The organism is Pseudorhodobacter sp., assembly GCF_030452865.1.
Taxonomy (GTDB): Bacteria; Pseudomonadota; Alphaproteobacteria; order Rhodobacterales; family Rhodobacteraceae; genus Pseudorhodobacter.
Genome location: NZ_JAKDLJ010000036.1, coordinates 1 through 15,826, shown reverse-complemented (window position 1 = coordinate 15,826; position 15,826 = coordinate 1). Strand labels below are relative to the sequence as shown.

General features: G+C 59.2%; 13 protein-coding genes and 1 pseudogene. 12 read left to right on the top strand and 2 right to left on the bottom strand.

Annotated features, from left to right (window positions below; all coding sequences use genetic code 11):
- Positions 1-47: 47 nt before the first annotated feature.
- Positions 48-1,022: pseudogene (gene dxr, locus L0H65_RS04070) on the bottom strand (1-deoxy-D-xylulose-5-phosphate reductoisomerase); the annotation flags it as partial.
- An 18-nt stretch (positions 1,023-1,040) separates the two neighbouring features.
- On the opposite strand from dxr, the gene rseP reads away from it, so the two are divergent.
- From rseP to lpxB, 8 genes are all read left to right on the top strand, one after another.
- Positions 1,041-2,288, top strand: a complete 1,248-nt coding sequence (rseP, locus tag L0H65_RS04065) for an RIP metalloprotease RseP (RefSeq protein ID WP_301457554.1) — start codon at positions 1,041-1,043, stop codon at positions 2,286-2,288.
- 111 nt (positions 2,289-2,399) lie between these two features.
- On the top strand, positions 2,400-2,525 hold the full coding sequence (locus tag L0H65_RS04060; RefSeq protein ID WP_301457556.1) for a hypothetical protein: 126 nt from the start codon (positions 2,400-2,402) through the stop codon (positions 2,523-2,525).
- Between the two features lie 132 nt (positions 2,526-2,657).
- Entirely contained in the window at positions 2,658-5,018 is a 2,361-nt protein-coding gene (gene bamA / locus L0H65_RS04055; protein WP_301457553.1) for an outer membrane protein assembly factor BamA, read from the top strand.
- Between the two features lie 11 nt (positions 5,019-5,029).
- Positions 5,030-5,671, top strand: coding sequence for an OmpH family outer membrane protein (locus L0H65_RS04050; RefSeq protein ID WP_301457552.1), 642 nt, complete (start codon positions 5,030-5,032; stop codon positions 5,669-5,671).
- Between the two features lie 81 nt (positions 5,672-5,752).
- Positions 5,753-6,220 (top strand): 3-hydroxyacyl-ACP dehydratase FabZ, encoded by a 468-nt coding sequence (gene fabZ / locus L0H65_RS04045; protein WP_301457551.1) that lies wholly within the window; start codon positions 5,753-5,755, stop codon positions 6,218-6,220.
- The gene (lpxA, locus tag L0H65_RS04040; protein WP_301457550.1) at positions 6,217-7,002 is read left to right on the top strand and encodes an acyl-ACP--UDP-N-acetylglucosamine O-acyltransferase; all 786 of its coding nucleotides are present in this window, start codon (positions 6,217-6,219) and stop codon (positions 7,000-7,002) included. The genes fabZ and lpxA overlap by 4 nt, the downstream gene beginning before the upstream one ends.
- Positions 6,999-7,814, top strand: a complete 816-nt coding sequence (locus L0H65_RS04035) for an LpxI family protein (protein ID WP_301457549.1) — start codon at positions 6,999-7,001, stop codon at positions 7,812-7,814. The genes lpxA and L0H65_RS04035 overlap by 4 nt, the downstream gene beginning before the upstream one ends.
- Positions 7,811-8,920, top strand: coding sequence for a lipid-A-disaccharide synthase (gene lpxB, locus L0H65_RS04030; RefSeq protein ID WP_301457548.1), 1,110 nt, complete (start codon positions 7,811-7,813; stop codon positions 8,918-8,920). The genes L0H65_RS04035 and lpxB overlap by 4 nt, the downstream gene beginning before the upstream one ends.
- A gap of 204 nt (positions 8,921-9,124) precedes the next feature.
- Here lpxB and mnmA read toward each other — a convergent pair whose 3' ends face one another.
- A complete protein-coding gene (mnmA, locus tag L0H65_RS04025; protein WP_301457547.1) occupies positions 9,125-10,264 on the bottom strand; it encodes a tRNA 2-thiouridine(34) synthase MnmA in 1,140 nt (379 codons plus the stop codon).
- A gap of 123 nt (positions 10,265-10,387) precedes the next feature.
- On the opposite strand from mnmA, the gene L0H65_RS04020 reads away from it, so the two are divergent.
- The 4 genes from L0H65_RS04020 (at position 10,388) to recG (ending at position 15,753) form a co-directional block, all read left to right on the top strand.
- Positions 10,388-10,666: a DUF1153 domain-containing protein gene (locus L0H65_RS04020; protein WP_301457555.1), complete on the top strand. Its 279-nt coding sequence runs from the start codon at positions 10,388-10,390 to the stop codon at positions 10,664-10,666.
- Between the two features lie 97 nt (positions 10,667-10,763).
- Complete coding sequence (ctrA, locus tag L0H65_RS04015) at positions 10,764-11,477, top strand: response regulator transcription factor CtrA (RefSeq protein ID WP_301457546.1); 714 nt, start codon at positions 10,764-10,766, stop codon at positions 11,475-11,477.
- Positions 11,478-11,545: 68 nt separating this feature from the next.
- Positions 11,546-13,669, top strand: coding sequence for an NAD-dependent DNA ligase LigA (gene ligA / locus L0H65_RS04010; protein WP_301457545.1), 2,124 nt, complete (start codon positions 11,546-11,548; stop codon positions 13,667-13,669).
- Entirely contained in the window at positions 13,666-15,753 is a 2,088-nt protein-coding gene (gene recG, locus L0H65_RS04005) for an ATP-dependent DNA helicase RecG (protein ID WP_301457544.1), read from the top strand. The genes ligA and recG overlap by 4 nt, the downstream gene beginning before the upstream one ends.
- Positions 15,754-15,826: the final 73 nt, after the last annotated feature.

Genomic DNA, 15,826 nt, shown 5'->3' with positions numbered 1-15,826 from the left:
GCCGAAGGACGGAATCATGCTGGTAATATCCACTGAGTCGGGTTTCCTTACTGCGTGGCTTCAAGGGCTTGCGCGGCGGTCTTTCTTGCGAGATGGTCCATCGCCAGCACATCCTCAAGGGCTGTCGCGGCAATTTGAAGGCTATTTTGGCACGAAAGCCGGGCAAGTGTGTCTTCGACCACCTCCGACATCGCCAGAAACGGCAAGCGCCCCGCGATGAAATGATCCAGCGCCACCTCTTTCGCGGCGTTGAAGGCCGCGCCGGACAGGCCACGGGTTTCCATTACCGCCCGTGCAAGCCGCAAGGCTGGAAAGCGCGCGGCGTCGGGAGCCTCAAAATTCAGCGCGGCAAGTCGTGCGAGGTCCAACCGTTCGACCGGCACATGCCCCCGGCGCGGCCAGTGCAGCGCGAAACCGATGGCATGGCGCATATCGGCGGGCCCAAGATGTGCCATGATCCCGCCGTCACAAAAACCGACCATGGCGTGAATGATGGATTGCGGGTGAACGATAACCTCGATTTGCCTCGGTTCAAACCCGAAAAACTCGCGTGTTTCAATCAGTTCCAAGGCTTTGTTGAACATGGAGGCCGAGTCGATCGAAATCCGCTGACCCATCGCCCAATTCGGATGCGCCACCGCTTGCGAAGGTGTTATCGTGCGCATCTGTTCCATGGTGAACCGGCGGAACGGGCCACCGGAAGCGGTGATGATCACCCGCTCCACCGACGCTTTATCTTCCCCCATCAGCACTTGAAACACAGCGGAATGTTCACTGTCCACCGGCAGGATCGTCGCGCCATGCGCTTTCGCCGTCGCCATCAGGAGCGGCCCGGCGGTGACAAGACTTTCCTTGTTCGCCAGCGCCAGTGTCCCGCCATGGCGCAGAGCGTGCAACCCCGGCACCAGACCCGCCGCGCCAACAATGGCCGACATCACCCAATCCGCAGGCCGATCCGCAGCTTCGGCAATCGCCGCCTGCCCCGCCGCCGCTTCAATTCCGCTGCCGGCAAGGGCGTCGCGCTGTCGATCATTGTCGCCGTGCATGAATATGGCCATTACATCGTCGGGCGCTGGTGCGGGATTCATGCGGAGGTGTTCTCGCTTGGCTTTGGCCCGGTGCTGTTTTCGCGGGTCGACAAACACGGCACACGCTGGCAATTCGCCGCCTTGCCGTTTGGCGGTTTTGTGAAGTTTCTCGGCGATGCCGATGCAGCCTCCGGCAAGGACGGCGAAACCATCAGCCGCTTGTCGGATGCCGAACGCCGCCGCACCATGCATGGCGCCCCGCTTTGGGCGCGTGCGGCGACGGTTGCTGCGGGGCCGGTTTTCAACTTCATTCTGACAATCGCGATCTATTTCGCCGTTATCATGTCGCTTGGTATCGCTACGGATCGCCCGATGGTTGGCGAGCCGAACCCGATGCCGAACAATACGCAGACATTGCGCAAGGGCGACCTGATCCTTGCGGTGAACGGGAAGGCGACGCCGGATCTGGCGGAGTTCGTGTCTACTGCGCGTGCGGTTCCGCCAAGTGCAAGTGTCGACTACACGGTTGAGCGTGGCGGCATGACCGAAACCATCCGCGGTCCTTACCCGTTCCCTGCCATGATCGGGTCCATCGCGCTCGAATCCGCGGCGCAGGATGCGGGACTGACCGAAGGCGATGTGATCCTTTCGGTTGATGGCAAGCCGGTGAATGCCTTTGTCGACCTCGTGGATATTGTCAAACAGACCAAGGACAAGCCGCTTTTGCTGAAAATCTGGCGCGATGGTGCGGTGTTTGATGCAACTTTGGTGCCCCGGATGACCACAACGCCGACATCGGACGGCAGCTTTGAGGAACGCTACCTGATCGGCTTGGGGGAGGGGCTGGTTTTTGTGCCCGAACTCTACACCCCCGGCCCGATTGAGACGCTGGAGTTGAGCGTGGAGCGGACCTGGACGCTTGTGAAGACAAGCCTTTCCGGCCTCGGTCATATTATTTCGGGTGCTATTTCAAGCTGTAACCTGCGCGGTCCGCTCGGCATTGCGAAATCGTCTTCGGCGGCGGCGTCGCAGGGGTGGTTGACCTTCACGATGATGATTGCCGCACTTTCGACAGCGGTGGGATTGATGAACCTGTTTCCGATCCCCGTGCTTGATGGTGGCCATCTGGTGTTTCACGCCTATGAGGCGGTGACCGGCAAACCGCCTTCCGACATGGCGTTGCGGGCGTTGATGGGGGCTGGGTTGTTCCTGCTTCTTGGCCTGATGGTGTTTGCCTTGGGCAATGATCTGTTCTGCTGATCCGAGGGGGCCTTTTGCTGATCGGGGTGAAGCGCCCCAATAGTGCCACAATCGCGCGCTATGATTGCAGGATCGTCACCAAAAGATGAGTATGCTGCCATGCAAACGGTTATGAACGGATATAAAGGGGTTTCGCTGCTGATCAATCTGAACTGGGATCGGATTTTCAGCGTGGGGACCATTGTGGTCGGGCTTTTGGCCGGGGCGTTTCTGGGTCATGCGATTATCGGAATCTGACAGGTTTCTGCCTTTGGTGTGCCCCTGATGATGCAACAAGAACATATTGAATCACTCTGACGTTCTGCCCTTTTGACAACCTGTTGCATTCCCGTTAGTCAGGGTAAACAGGATTTTTCATGGGGCAGAACAATGCATATTGCGGAACATGTTTCCTTCTCCCGCAACATATTGCGTCATTTCCAGCAGAAATTGGCTCCGGCTTCGGTTTTCGTAATCGTCTCAATGGCTTGTTTCGGTGCCGTTGATCCGGCAGATGCGCAAACCTATCGCTTTTCAAACGTCAAGATCGAAGGGAATGAGCGCGTCGATGCAGCGACCATTCTGTCCTATGCCGGAATCGGCAAGGGCCAGACATTAAGCGCGGGCGAGTTGAACGACGTTTTCCAGCGGATTTCGCAGGCTGGTTTGTTTGAGGAGGTGCAGGTCGTGCCCAGTGGTGGCACCCTTGTCATCAAGGTCAAGGAATATCCGACCATCAACATCATCAACTTTGAAGGCAATGCGCGCCTGAAGGATGAAAACTTGGCCCAGATCGTCAAGTCGAAGTCGCGCCGGGTTTACTCGCCGGCGCAGGCAGAGGCGGACGCAGCCGAGATTACCAAGGCCTATCAGGAATCCGGCCGTATTGCCGCCAGCGTCAACCCGCGTATCATCCGCCGTTCTGACAACCGGGTCGATCTGGTGTTCGACATCAAGGAAGGCAAGGTTGTTGAAGTGGAGCGTTTGTCTTTCGTCGGCAACCGCGCGTTTTCTGACCGCCGTTTGCGTCAGGTTCTGGCGACAAAGCAGGCCGGTCTGTTCCGCATCCTGATCCAGTCGGACAGTTTCGTGGGCGACCGTATCGAGTTGGACAAGCAGCTTTTGCGCGATTTCTATGCAGCGCGTGGCTATGTCGATTTTCAGGTGCTGGATGCGGTTGGGGAAGTCACACGCGAACGGGACGGCTTCTTCGTGACCTTCACCGTGCGCGAAGGCCAGAGTTTCAAGGTCGGTCAGGTTTCCGCCACTTCGGAAATCGACGGCGTTGACGCGGATGAGTTCCGCAAAGTGGCAAAGTTGCGCTCTGGTGTGACCTATTCGCCGACCATCATCGAGAACAACATCGCCCGGATGGAAAATCTGGCGCTGAAGAAAGGGCTGAATTTCGTCCGGATCGAACCGCGCATCACCAGAAATGAGCGTGACCAGACGCTGGATGTGGATTTTGTCATCAGTCGTGGTCCGCGTGTGTTTGTGGAACGCATTGATATCGAAGGCAATACGACAACGCTGGATGAGGTGGTTCGCCGCGAATTCCGTGCGTCGGAAGGTGACCCCTTCAATCCGCGTGAGGTGCGCCGTGCCGCCGAACGAATCCGCGCGCTTGGCTATTTCAAGGATGCGAAGGTTGATGCCGAACAGGGTAGCGCCGCCGATCAGGTCATCGTCAATGTCGATGTCGAAGAACAGCCGACCGGTTCTCTGACCTTCGGTGCAAGCTATGGTGCGGATTCGGGCGTCGGCCTGTCGGTCGGACTGACGGAAGACAACTTCCTCGGTCGTGGGCAGGCAATCGCGTTCAACATTTCCGCCGGGACCGACAACAGGCTGGCCAGTTTTTCGTTCACCGAACCGGCCTTCCTTGGTCGCGACCTGTCGCTTTCCTTCAGTATCGGCCACGCCGAGACGAATGAGCAGAATGCGTTTTACAACACGCGGATCAGCAATATCGGGATCGGCCTCGGCTTTCCAATCGGGGAATACAGCCGTCTGACGCTGAATTATGGATTGGTGAAATCGGTTATCAAGAATGTGGACTCCAAGTCATCCGAGATTCTGGCGGCAGAGGCTGCTCAGGGCAACAAGCTGGCGTCCTCTATTGGCTATTCGTTCCAGTTCGACACGCGCGACAGTGGTATAGACCCGAATGGTGGGTATCTGCTGCGCTTCAGTCAGGATTTCGCCGGCGTCGGCGGTGATCAGACCTATGTGAAAACCGAAGCCCTGGCGCTGGCGGAAAAGCGCGTCTGGAATGATGATCTGACCCTGCGCGCGGTGTTTGAGGGTGGCATGATCAATATGTCGAAAAAGAACAACAGCCGTGTGACCGAACGCTTTTTCGCCAATGGCAAGATTCGCGGGTTTGAGGCGAATGGCATAGGCCCACGCGATTTGAACGCCGTTAATACAGATGCATTGGGCGGCAATATGTATGCCGTTGCGCGGTTGGAGGCGGAGTTCCCGATTGGCCTGCCCGAGGAGTACGGCATCAAGGGCGGTGCCTTCTTTGATGTTGGCTCGGTTTGGGGGTTGGATGATACGGCAGGCGGCCCGATTGGTGGCCCGATTGGGGCGGTTGACGACAAACTCTATCTGCGTTCCTCCATAGGGGTGTCGATCTTCTGGGATACGCCGATCGGTCCGCTGCGGTTCAACCTTGCACATGCGATTAAGAAAAAAAGCTACGACAAGACCCGTGTGTTTGACTTGACGATCTCGTCCAAATTCTGATGCGGGGCCGGGTGACAGCGGCGGTTTGTGCCGGGGTTTTCGCCCTTGGCCTACTGCCGCTTCACGCCCAAACCACGACGGAGCCGCCGCCACACGCGGAACAAACCCCGCAACCGGGACCGGAGATTGCATCGCAGGCCGGCGAGGATGCAAGCGCGCCGAAAACCGGTGCGATTGGCCCGTCGCTGATCCTGACGCTCAACCAGGATCGCCTGTTTGAGGATTCCGACTATGGCAAGACCACCTTCGCCCGGCTGCAAGCCGAAGCGCAGGCGCTTCAGGTGGAAATCCGCAAGATCGAATCCGATCTGGAGATCGAGGAGCGTCTGCTGACCGACCGGCGCGCGACCATGCCCGCGGATCAATTCGCGCCCCTGGCGGCGGCTTTCGACGAGAAAGTTGAAAAGCTCCGCGCGGCGTGGGGTGCGAAGGATCGCGATATCAAGAACCAGCGCGAAGGTGACCGTAAACATTTCTTTGACGCCGCGCTGCCGGTTCTGGCGGAGATGATGCAGGAAAGTGGCGCTGTGGCCTTGTTGGACCAATCGACAGTCATCCTCAGCCTTGATCGCTTCGATATCACCGATCTGGCGATTGCCCGCATTGACGCCCAACTTGCGATCCCGGCAGAAGCGCCCGAACCCAAGCCATAGTGCGGCGCCGGTCGGCCTTGTTCTCATCGCGCCGGTTTGCTACCTCTGGTCACAGCACCAACAGGCCCGAAGGGAACGCCGATGACCGATGCCACTGCTTTGCCGACCACGGCCGATATAGCCCTGATCCAGCGCATCTTGCCGCATCGTTACCCATTCCTCTTGGTCGACAAGGTGCGCGATATCGTGCCGCACCAATCTGCCGTCGGCATCAAATGCGTCACGATGAATGAGCCGCAATTCCAAGGCCATTTCCCCGGTAAGCCGGTCTTTCCCGGTGTGCAGATCATCGAGGCGCTGGCGCAAACATCCGGAATTCTGGTCGGGGTTTCGCTGGATTTGGCCGACAAGAACCTGCTGGTCTATTTCATGGGGATTGATGGCGTGAAATTCCGCCGCATGGTGGTGCCGGGCGATGTGATGGAGCTTCACGTCACGGTCAAGCGCGGCGGCGGCAAGGTCTGGAAATTCGAGGGCCGCGCCTTGGTCGACGGCGAACTATGTGCGCAGGCTGAATTCACCGCGATGATGGATCTGCCCAAGGCATGACCTCCAGGATTCACCCATCGGCGATCATTGAACCGGGTGCGACCATCGGAAATGGCTGCAAAATTGGCCCGTTTTGCGTTGTTGGCCCGGAAGTCACCCTCGCCGCCGGGGTGGAGTTGAAATCCCACGCAGTCGTGACCGGCTGCACCGATGTCGGTGAAAACACCGTTGTTTTTCCCTTCGCTTGCGTTGGCGAGGTGCCGCAGGATCTCAAGTTCAAGGGTGAACATACGCGGCTGATCATCGGCGCGCGCTGTCGCATCCGCGAAGGTGCCACACTGAACACCGGAACCGAAGGCGGCGGCGGCGTGACCCGGATCGGCGACGACTGCCTGCTGATGACCGGGGCGCATGTTGGCCATGACGCCACTTTGGGCAACCGGGTGATATTGGCCAATCAGGCAGCCATCGCCGGCCATTGCCAGTTGGGGGACGATGTGATCATCGGCGGGCTCTCGGGGGTGCATCAATGGGTGCGCATCGGGACCGGCGCGATTATTGGCGCTGTGACGATGGTGACGAATGATGTTCTGCCGCACGGCTTGGTGCAAGGCCCGCGGGGAGAGTTGGACGGGCTGAACCTCGTCGGCCTGAAACGACGCGGGGTGGAGCGGGCAGAGATTACCGCCCTGCGCGCCGCCTATCAGATGTTGGCGCAAGGTGAGGGCACCTTCCTTGACCGTGCGCGGCGCCTTGCTGACGAAACCGAAAGTACGCATGTCCGGCAGATGACCGATTTTATCCTCGGTGCGACCGACCGGTCCTTCCTGACCCCGAAATGACGCAAACCGCGATCATCGCCGGGGCAGGGGCTTTACCCGCCGCCCTTGTCAGCGCCTTACCAACGCGCCCGCTGGTCGCGGCACTTGAAGGGTACAGCCCCGAGGGTTTGCTGCCCGATCAGGTTTTCCGGGTTGAACGTCTGGTTCCTTTCTTGAATTACCTTCTGGATCTAGGCATTACCGGGGTCTGTTTTGCCGGTGCGGTGCAGCGCCCCAACCTTGATCCATCCCTGTTCGACCCGCAAACCGCGCAAATGGTGCCGCGCCTGCTTGCCGCGATGCAAGGCGGCGATGATGCTACCTTGCGCGAAGTTTTGGCCATTTTTGAGGAATCTGGCCTGAAAATCGTCGGTGCGACGGAGATTGCGCCGGATTTGACGCCCTCCGCCGGGGTGCTGACGGGCACTGTCACTGCGCAGGATGAGGCGGACGCGACCCGGGCCAGCGCGATAGTCGCTGCCTTGGGTGCGGTGGATGTGGGCCAGGGGGCGGTGGTGCAGGCCGGATTGTGCCTTGCGGTGGAAGCCTTGTCGGGCACCGATGCGATGCTGGCCAATGTTGCGCAAATCCCTGAAGATTTGCGCCCGAAAACGGCCAAAGGGCTGCTTTTCAAAGCACCAAAACCGGGGCAGGACCGTCGGATTGATTTGCCAACCTTTGGCCCGCATACGCTTGAACTGGTCGCGAAGGCCGGTCTCGGAGGCATCGCGTTTGAGGCGGGCGGCGTCATCATGCTCGACCGTGCGGCAACGGTGGCACAGGCGCAGACACTTGGCCTCTTTCTCTGGGCGCGGCCCCTTGTGACGCTGTGAAACTCACCCTGATCGCGGGGGAACCTTCGGGCGACCGCCTCGGGGCTGCCTTGATGGCCGCACTGAAGACCCTGAACCCGGACACCCAATTCCACGGAATCGGCGGCCCCCTGATGCAGGCCGAAGGCTTGAACAGCCTGTTCCCGATGGAGGAGCTTTCGGTGATGGGGCTTGCCGAAATCCTGCCGAAATACCGCGCCCTGAAAGCCCGGATCGCGCAGGCGGCGGCGTCAACGCTTGCGGAAAATCCGGATGCGCTGATCACCATCGACAGCCCGGATTTCTGTCTGCGTGTCGCCAGAATCGTGAAATCGGCCCGGCCTACCCTGCGCACCATCCATTATGTCGCGCCGTCGGTCTGGGCATGGCGTCCCGGCCGCGCGGCAAAAATGGCTGCTTTCATCGACCATGTGCTGGCCCTGCTGCCGTTTGAGCCGCCCTTGATGCGTGCCGCTGGCATGAGTTGTGATTTTGTTGGCCACCCGGTCGTCGCCGAACCGCTGGCAACGCGGGAGTTGCAAGATAGTCTCTTGATCCTCGCACTACCCGGTTCCCGCAAAGGCGAGGTGGCGCGCCTGGTCCCGGTGATCGGCGATACACTGGCCCGGATCAAAGCCGTTCATCCAGACGCCCGCGTCGCCCTGCCGACCGTGCGCGGCGTCGCAGATCTGGTGCGTGACCTGTCCCGCAATTGGCCAATCACCCCGCAGATCATCGAAGACCCCGTCGAGAAACGCGCGGCCTTCGCCAACGCGACTGTTGCCATCGCCGCCTCTGGTACGGTTTCGCTGGAACTCGCCGCCAATGCCTGCCCGATGGTCATCGCTTACCGTATGAATCCGCTGACGATGTGGCTGATGCAGCGCGCAGCGCTGGTTGACACCGTGACACTGGTGAATCTGGTGTCAGAAACCCGCGCCGTGCCGGAGTTTCTGGGCGCAGATTGCAATCCCGACACGATCACTCCGGCACTGCTTGCACTGATGCAGCCCGGCGCGGCCCGCGACGCGCAAATTCAGGCAATGGCCCTGACCATGCAACGCCTCGGAAAGGGCGGAGAACCCCCGGCCATGCGCGCTGCGCATTCCGTTCTTTCTGTGCTTTGAAACCGTAGCGATAACCTGCGACCGGGCGATAAAAAGCAAAGCGTGACTCGCCCAATTGCAGGCATGACATCAGACGCAAAGCGTCTCCACCGAACCCAAAGATCAGATCCGCGATACAAAACTGCGGTCCTGCCTTTGATTTCATCTTGGCAAAAATACCTGCGCCGCAGGCACCCCGCATCGACCGCATGCGATACGGACGGATCAGTTCCCCCGCCAGATCCAACCGCCACCCAAAACCCGGCTGCCGCCTGTTTCATAAAACACACAGGCCTGCCCCGGCGACACGCCTTCCTCGGCGTTCAGCAATTCCACTTCCGCCGCCACGGCAGAAACCGGGCGCAGGATTGCCTCTTGCGGCGGCTTCGTCGACCGCACCTTGACCGAGAGATGCCACTCCGCCCGGCTGTCGAAAGGCACATCGCCGAGCCAGTTGATTTCGCGCACCGGCACCACACGGGTTGCAAGCGCCTCCTTCGGCCCGACAATCACCCGTTTCAGATCAGCATCAAGCTTGACCACATATAGCGGGTCGCCCAGGCCTCCGATGCCAAGCCCGCGGCGCTGTCCGATGGTGTAATGGATCACCCCGCGATGTTGCCCCACAACCGTGCCGTCAAGATCGACAATATCGCCCGGATCCGCCGCACCGGGGCGCAGCTTCTCGATCACCGCGGCATAATTGCCGTTTGGAACGAAGCAGATATCCTGACTGTCGGGCTTGTCGGCCACCGACAGCCCGTATTGTGCCGCCAATGCCCGGGTTTCGGCCTTGCTTTGCAAATGGCCCAAAGGAAAGCGCAGATAGGCCAATTGCTCCGGCGTGGTCGAAAACAGGAAGTAGCTTTGATCGCGCGCCGGGTCCGCTGCCATATGCAGTTCCGGCCCGGCAAGGCCGGTTTTGCGCTGGATGTAATGTCCGGTTGCCATGCAATCGGCATCCAGATCGCGCGCAGTGTTCAACAGATCCTTGAACTTCACCCGCTCATTGCAGCGGATACAGGGCACCGGCGTCGCGCCCGCCAGATAAGCATCGGCGAATTCATCAATCACCGCTTCCTGAAACCGGTTCTCATAATCCAGCACATAATGCGGAAAACCCATCGCTTCGGCCACCCGGCGCGCATCATGAATATCGCGCCCGGCACAGCAGGCACCTTTTTTCGCCAAGGCTGCACCATGGTCATAAAGCTGCAAGGTTACGCCCACCACGTCATAGCCCTGCGACGCAAGCTCCGCCGCCACGACAGAACTGTCGACCCCGCCTGACATCGCGACGACGACGCGGGTTTGTGACGGCGGCTTGGCAAAGCCAAGGGAGTTTACCGGATGATCAAGGGGCATGGTGCAGGCCTTTACGTTGTTGTCTTGCAATATAGGAAAATGCAACACAGTCTCAACCCCATGTTTCACCCTTGATTAAGCCTGTGGCGACAGACTGGCCGTCGGAAACAGAGGGTTGTGGTGATGTATTTGAAAAAAGTTGATGGGCCGCGGCAGATAATTCTGCCGGATGGAACGCCGCTCTGCCGGGCGGATTTGCCTGCGCGCGATACCCGGCGCTGGGTCGCGAGTCGTAAGGCAATCGTGGTCAAAGCGGTGGTTTACGGGCTGATTTCCGAATCAGAAGCCATGGAACGCTATGCTTTGTCAGATGAGGAATTCGCGCTTTGGCGTGCAGCGGTGGCAACTCATGGCGAAAATGCCCTGAAAGTCACAGCAATTCAAAAATATAGACAACTTTAGGTTGTTTTTCAATTCGAACCTGTGACAGTAACTCCCAATTAACCATTGCCCGCCAGAGTGGTTAATGAACAGCAGAAAAAAAGATGCGGAGTTATATATGCGAATTCTATTGGTCGAGGACGACCCAACAACATCACGCAGCATTGAATTGATGCTGACCCATGCCAACCTGAATGTGTTTTGCACCGATCTGGGGGAGGAAGGCGTCGATCTCGCCAAACTGTATGATTACGATCTGATCCTGTTGGATCTCAATCTGCCGGATATGAGCGGGCATGACGTGTTGCGCCAATTGCGTCTGGCGCGCATTGATACGCCGATTTTGATTCTGTCCGGTGCGGATGATACCGAAAGCAAACTCAAGGGCTTCGGCTTCGGCGCCGATGATTATATGACGAAACCGTTTCACCGGGAAGAATTGGTGGCGCGAATCCACGCGATCATCCGCCGCTCCAAAGGCCATTCGCAATCGGTGATCAAAACCGGTAATGTCTGCGTCAATCTCGATGCCAAGACGGTGGATGTTGAAGGCAAGGCGGTGCATCTGACCGGAAAGGAATATCAGATGCTGGAACTCCTCAGCCTGCGCAAAGGTACGACATTGACCAAGGAGATGTTCCTCAACCATCTTTATGGCGGCATGGACGAACCGGAGTTAAAAATCATTGACGTTTTCATCTGCAAGTTGCGAAAGAAATTGGCGGAGGCGACGGGTGGCATCAACCATATCGAAACGGTTTGGGGGCGGGGCTATGTGTTGCGCGACCCCGTTGTGGGCGAATTGCGGACTCCGCTCGCGCTTGGTGCATGACACTGGCATCTGGACGTAACGCGATCAGCCCCCTAAACCTGTGATAAAAGCGGTTCAAGGGGGATGATATGGCGGTTGCGCCTGCACCTGTCGAAGTGATGAATTTGACCGAAGCGGAGGCGGAGGCGGAGCTTGCCCGATTGGCCAAAGCCATGACAGCGGCGAACATTGCCTATCACCGTGACGATGCGCCCGAAATCCCGGATGCGGAATATGATGCGCTCAAACGCCGCAACCTGGCGATTGAGGCACGCTTTGCGCAATTGAAACGTGCTGACAGCCCGTCAGAGCAGGTCGGCGCGCCGATTGCCGACGGGTTTTCCAAAGCCGCGCATGAGGTGCGTATGCTCAGCCTGGAAAATGCCTTTGACGATGCCGATGTGACGGAATTTGGCGGTCGGGTGCGGAAGTTTCTGGGGCTGGACGAGGATTTGGCTTTCACAGCGGAGCCGAAGATTGACGGACTGTCATTGTCGCTTCGCTATGAGAAAGGCAAGTTGGTGCAGGCCGCGACTCGCGGCGATGGTGCGGTGGGGGAGAATGTCACCGAAAACGCCCGCACCATCGCAGATATCCCGTCGATCTTGCACGACGCCCCCGAGCTGTTGGAAGTGCGCGGCGAGGTTTATATGAGCCATGCGGATTTTCAGGCGCTGAATGTGCGCCAAGCCGAACGCGGCGGCAAAACCTTTGCCAATCCGCGCAACGCGGCTGCCGGATCGTTGCGACAACTTGATGCCAGCATCACCGCCGCCCGCCCGTTGCGGTTTTTCGCTTATGCCTGGGGCGCGTTGTCGGAGCCTTTGGCCGAAACGCAAATGGCAGCGATCAACCGACTGTCGGCCTTGGGCTTTCAGACCAATCCGCTGACCGTTCTCTGCCAGTCCGTCGAAGAATTGTTGGCGCAATACACCCGGATCGAAACCCGACGCGCCAGCCTTGGTTATGACATCGACGGAGTCGTCTATAAGGTCAACGACCTCAACCTTCAGCGGCGGCTCGGCTTTCGCTCCACCACGCCGCGTTGGGCGATTGCGCATAAATTCCCTGCAGAACTGGCTTGGACCCGGCTTCTCTCCATCGACATTCAGGTGGGCCGCACCGGGGCGCTGTCCCCGGTGGCGCGGTTGCAGCCGGTGACAGTGGGCGGTGTGACCGTCTCCAACGCGACCTTGCACAATGAGGATTATATTTCGGGTTGCGACGGCAAGGGTGCGCCGATCCGCGATGGCAAGGATATCCGCATCGGCGATTGGGTGCAGGTCTACCGCGCCGGTGATGTCATCCCGAAGATTGCCGATGTCGATTTGACTGAACGCCCTGATAATGCTGTTGTTTTTACCTTTCCTGAGACCTGTCCGGAATGCAATTCCGCCGCGATCCGCGAAGAGGGCGACGCCGTGCGCCGCTGCACTGGTGGTTTGATCTGCCCGGCGCAAGCGGTGGAGCGTTTGCGCCATTTCGTCAGCCGCGCGGCATTTGACATCGAAGGGCTTGGCGCAAAGCAGGTGGAGGCGTTCTATCGCGACGGTTGGATCGCGACCCCTGCCGATATCTTCACCCTGAAAGCGCGTTACGGCTCCGGTATCCAGCAGTTGAAGAATCGCGAGGGCTGGGGGGAGAAATCGGCGGAAAACCTGTTCGCTGCCATCGACGAGAAACGCGAAATTCCGTTGAATCGCCTGATATTTGCGTTCGGTATCCGGCATATCGGCGAAAGCTCCGCCAGCCTTCTCGCGAAACATTACGGCACCTGGCCCGCTTTTGAAGCCGCCGTGACGGCGTCGGAGATTGGCGTAGGTGCCGAATGGGACCGGTTGCTGGCGATTGACGGGATCGGTGCGGTACTGGCGGCGTCGCTGATCACGACGTTCCAGAATGATGCGGAACGTGCGGCGATTGATGCGCTCGTCATGGAACTTGACGTGCAACGGGTGACGAGTCGCGCGCCGCTCGACAGCCCGGTTGCGGGCAAGATCGTGGTTTTCACCGGAACGCTGGAAAGAATGTCACGCGCCGAAGCGAAGGCGCGGGCGGAAAGTCTTGGTGCGAAGGTTTCTGGATCGGTTTCTGCCAAGACCGACCTTGTTGTCGCAGGACCGGGGGCTGGATCAAAGGCGAAGGCGGCGGCGGAACTCGGGGTGGAGATTATCGACGAAGATGGCTGGCTCGCGCTGATCGGGCAGGCATGAGCCGGCCGGAAATCCTTTTTCCGCTGTTCGCGGAACTGGAGACGCTCGAAGGTGTCGGCCCGAAAACCGCGCGGGCATTTGTCGGGCTTGGCATAGAAAAGCCGAAGGATTTGCTGTTCCTGCTGCCACATTCCGGCATCGACCGTGCCCGCCGCGCTTCGGTTCGCGATATCACGCCGCCCGGTGTTGTGACGGTGGAAGTGACAGTGGGCGGCCATTTCCCGCCGCGAACCAAAGGCCGCCCCTACCGGGTGATGGTGACGGACAGCGCATTGGAATTCCAACTGGTTTTTTTCCATGCGCGCGGCGATTATCTGCAAAAACTGCTGCCAACCGGGCAAAGACGGCTCATCTCCGGACGGGTGGAGTTTTTTGACGGTGGTGCCCAAATGGTGCATCCCGACCATGTTTTGCGGCTGGAAGATGCGGATGAATTGCCGAAATTTGAACCGGTTTATCCGCTGACCGCCGGGATCACACAGAAAACCGTTGCGAAAGCCGCCGCATCCGCTTTGGCGCGCATGCCTGATCTCGGGGAATGGATTGACCCCGGCCAAAAGGCAAAAGCCGGTTGGCCCGATTGGTCCGCAGCCATTCGCCAAGCCCACGCCCCGCAGAGCAACGCGGATTTTGTCGAAACGGCGCCCGCGCGCCTGCGCCTTGCCTATGATGAGCTTTTTGCCCATCAACTCACGCTGTCGCTCGCCCGTGCGTCATTGCGCAAATCGAAAGGTCTCGTGACGATTGGCGATGGCGCGATGCGCGCAACCGTCCTTGCCGCGCTGCCCTATTGCCCGACCGCTGCGCAAACCCGTGCAGTCGCAGAAATCGAGGCAGATCTGGCCAACCCATTGCGGATGAACCGGCTTTTGCAAGGTGATGTGGGATCGGGCAAAACGCTCGTCGCCTTCATGGCACTTTTGATCGCGGTGGAGGCGGCCGGGCAGGGCGTCTTGATGGCACCCACCGAAATTCTGGCGCGTCAGCATCTTGCGGGCTTGCAGGACCTCGCGCAACTCGCAGGGGTCCGGTTGGAGATTTTGACCGGTCGCGACAAGGGGACGGAACGTGCGCGCAAACTCACTGATCTGGCGGCCGGCCAAATTCAGATTCTTGTCGGCACCCATGCCGTATTCCAGAAAGACGTGGTATTTCAAAATCTTCGCCTTGCCATTATTGATGAGCAGCACCGCTTCGGTGTCGCGCAGCGGATGGAGCTTGGGTCAAAAGGTGCCGCTGCCGATGTTCTGGTGATGACCGCGACACCGATCCCGCGCAGTCTGGCGCTTGCCAGTTATGGCGACATGGATGTGTCGGTTCTGGATGAAAAACCACCGGGTCGCAAACCGGTGCAGACCGCGTTGGTTTCCACCGGTCGCATGGATGAGGTGGTCGAAAAACTGCGTCAGGCGGTGGCGGAGGGGCGGCAGGCCTATTGGGTCTGCCCCTTGGTCGAAGACAGCGAGGTGCTGGATTATGCTTCTGCGGAGGCGCGGTTTCAACAGTTGCGCGCCGCCTTGGGCGAATCTGTGGTGGCGCTGGTTCACGGTCAGATGTCCCCTGCGGATAAAGATGCCGCAATGGCGGGTTTCAACGCCGGGCGCAGCAAGGTTTTGGTTGCGACCACGGTGATCGAGGTCGGGGTCGATGTGCCCAACGCCTCGATCATGGTGATTGAGCGGGCGGAGACATTCGGTCTGGCGCAGCTTCACCAGTTGCGCGGCAGGGTCGGGCGCGGCTCGGCGCATTCGACATGTCTGCTGATGTATCAAGCCCCGCTGAGTGAAACGGGCGAGCGGAGGTTGAAAGTGTTGCGCGACACTGAAGATGGCTTTCGCATCGCGGAGGAGGATCTGGCGATGCGTGGTGCCGGTGATCTGATCGGCACCGCGCAATCCGGCCTGCCGCGCTTCCGTGTCGCGGACATGGAGCGTCAGACAGCTCTTATGGCCGTGGCGCAATCGGATGCGCGCAAGCTGTTGCATGACGACCCGGATCTGACCTCAGCGCGAGGAAGAGCGGTGCGCAACTTGCTCTGGTTGCTCGATCAGGATAGGGCGATTCGTTTGCTTTCGGTCGGCTAATCTCAATCTTCCACATTTGTTCACAAATGTTCCTATAAAGTTCTTTACAAGGGATTAACGCTGTGAGAACAAT